3 protein-coding genes are annotated in these 2,471 nt (G+C 60.0%); 2 read left to right on the forward strand and 1 reads right to left on the reverse strand.

Translation table 11 applies throughout. The features are described from left to right. The first annotated feature begins 149 nt into the window (after positions 1–149). Both NKJ91_RS33490 and NKJ91_RS33495 read left to right on the forward strand, forming a co-directional pair. Entirely contained in the window at positions 150–842 is a 693-nt protein-coding gene (locus NKJ91_RS33490) for a Crp/Fnr family transcriptional regulator (RefSeq protein WP_352458911.1), read from the forward strand. A 224-nt stretch (positions 843–1,066) separates the two neighbouring features. Continuing rightward, a complete protein-coding gene (locus NKJ91_RS33495) occupies positions 1,067–1,261 on the forward strand; it encodes a DUF4062 domain-containing protein (protein WP_352458912.1) in 195 nt (64 codons plus the stop codon). Between the two features lie 593 nt (positions 1,262–1,854). Here the strand turns inward: NKJ91_RS33495 and NKJ91_RS33505 are convergent. Continuing rightward, positions 1,855–2,292, reverse strand: coding sequence for a tyrosine-type recombinase/integrase (locus NKJ91_RS33505; protein WP_502903663.1), 438 nt, complete (start codon positions 2,290–2,292; stop codon positions 1,855–1,857). Between the last annotated feature and the right edge of the window lie 179 nt (positions 2,293–2,471).

The following is a 2,471-nucleotide window of genomic DNA, read 5'->3' on the forward strand; positions in this document are numbered from 1 at the left end:
AACAAGGATATGACAGTCGAACCAGGCTCGGCTGTGGGAATTCCCACACCGGGGAAAACATTGGCGAAATCCGCTCCCAGTTTGCATCCCGGAAAGCGGGGCCTGCCGGCCATCAAATTTCCTTGGATAGGGAGTAAGGTGAAGTACACTTGATTGAACAAGAGACCGTTGTGACAGGCTCTCTGGCCTTCATCTCAAGACTTTGCGATGCCGACCTCGCCGCGCTGACCAAACGGTGGCACGAGCGCAGCTATCGACACAACGAGCTAATCATTTCCCACGGCGACACTGGTCGCGATGTTTTCTTCCTGCTGGAAGGACGGGCTCGCGTGACAATGGTTTCAGCGGACGGCAGGGAGATAGCGTATCGCGATGTCGAACCGGGTGACATTTTCGGGGAGCTCGGAGGCATTGACGGGATTGCACGCTCTGCCAGCGTAGTCGCGCTGGAGGCAACCCGCGCTGCACGGCTGTCCGGCACAGCATTCCGGGATATCGTGATGACCCACCCGACTTTTGCCTGGATGCTGCTTGAGCATCTGTCTGCCCAGCTCCGGCGCATGACAGAGCGGGTATTCGAATACAGCACTCTGGTGGTGCGAAAACGGCTGATCGTCGAGCTCCTGCATCGGGCGGAGAAAGCCGCACTCGTGGACGGCGAGGTGTCCGTAAGCCCGGCACCGACGCATTCCGAGCTGGCGGCAACGATGAGCACGCACAGGGAAGCGGTCTCGCGCGAAATGAGCGACCTCGCCAAGAGAGGCCTGATCGAAAAGCGCGGCAGCAGGTTATTGCTGCATGACGTCTCGGCACTACGGGCGCTGGTCGACAAGAAGGAATAGCGAAGGCTGTCGCTGCGGCGGGGGGCACCGCACGTTTCATACTCCTCGGCCGCAAGTGATTATTCGTTTCGGCAAACCGGGCAACCTAGCGTGCCAGCGCGCGGGTCGGGCTTTGATCACTTCACCCCTTGCAAGAATCATGACTCGGCTTCTTGATGCGGGCACGGAACGTTATCCCCAGCCTGCTTGCAGACTTACAAGGGCGGATCGAAGGGTGAAGCCGCATGGACGTTAAATACCAGATCTTCGTCAGCTCGACCTATGCCGATTTGGTGGACGAAAGACGGTCGGTCATCGAGGCCGTTCTTAACCCTCGGGCATATTCCTGTGGGGATGGAGGCATTCCAAGCCAGCGACGACACTCTTTGTCATCCCGGCCGGTGCGGACGAAGCGTTCGAGGCTTCGTTGCAGGACATGATCGCGAACCGGCCAGAGATGGGTGCGTGGACCTGGCGGGTCGGTGACGGGGAGATGCCGGCCCTTCCATAGGCTGGGACGACATCTCAGATTTCCATCGATGTCGTGAATCGATTGGCGGCTATCGATTCAGACAATGCGTTGGACAAGGATCTCCGCTGTCTTGGACCATGACGCTATGGTGAGGGGTGATCAGCGATCGTCTTTTTCGGTGAGCATGCTGCGGGTTTACCGCCGCCGAGGCGCACGTCTTCGAGCAGATCGCTGCCGGCAGGACGACGCTGGAGACGGCAGCGGCGCTTGGGATCCGGCGCACGACCGTTTAAGACACATCTCGAGCACATCTTCCTCAAGACGGGAGCAAGCCGCCAGGCCGATCTCATCAAGCTCGCCCACTCGCTGGCTATACCGCTGTAATAGGCTCTGCAATTGGTGTGTGATGTCGGAACGGATCGCAGGCGGACTCTGCGGCGGGCGTCTTCTTGGAACCGGCAACCACTGCGGCCACGTCGCGCGGCGGACACTGTCTGCGTGTCAGCAAGGTCCGGTTCGGGTCACGGAGCGACGCTTCATGCCGGCGCCGCTCCGCGTAGCCTATAGTTCGACTTGCTCGGAAATCGCCAGCGCGTCATCGACCTCTATCCCGAGGTAGCGGACGGTGCTCTCCAGCTTCGTGTGACCGAGTAGCAGCTGGACGGCGCGGATGTTGCCCGTTTTCTTGTAGATTTGTGATGCCTTTGTCCGCCTCATTGAGTGTGTTCCGTATCGCTTTGGATAGAGACCGATGCTGGATACCCATCTGCCTACGATCCTCCCATACTGCCTCGTAGACATGTGCGGCTTAGCGCGAACCCGGCTCGGGAAAAGGAAATCCGTTTCGGTCAGGCCTCGGCCTGCGATCCATGCACTGACGGCTGCGCGTGTCTGCTCCGTGATCTCGAACTGCACTGGCCGCCCTGTCCTCTTCTGTACGATAACCGCCCGAAGCGCCCGATGCGGGCTCGCGCATTGTAGCGCCTCCGGAGCCGACAATGAGGGGTACTTCAATAGGTCGGATGCCGGCTCTCCCGTTGAAGCTGACCGCGGTAATGGGCGCAGTCGCGCCACAGGCTGCCATCAGGGTTGCTACTGGCAGAACGCACACTTTCTCCCCGTTGCGGGCGGATTCGAGATCGGTCGTGGCTGGGATGCTTTGTGCCGACGGTTCGATG

Source organism: Mesorhizobium sp. M0040 (genome assembly GCF_040323505.1).
Taxonomy (GTDB): Bacteria; Pseudomonadota; Alphaproteobacteria; order Rhizobiales; family Rhizobiaceae; genus Mesorhizobium.

Excerpts from the sequence above, each read along its gene's own strand:
- NKJ91_RS33495 (WP_352458912.1), top strand. The coding sequence starts at position 1,067 with ATGGACGTTAAATACCAGATCTTCGTCAGCTCGACCTATGCCGATTTG.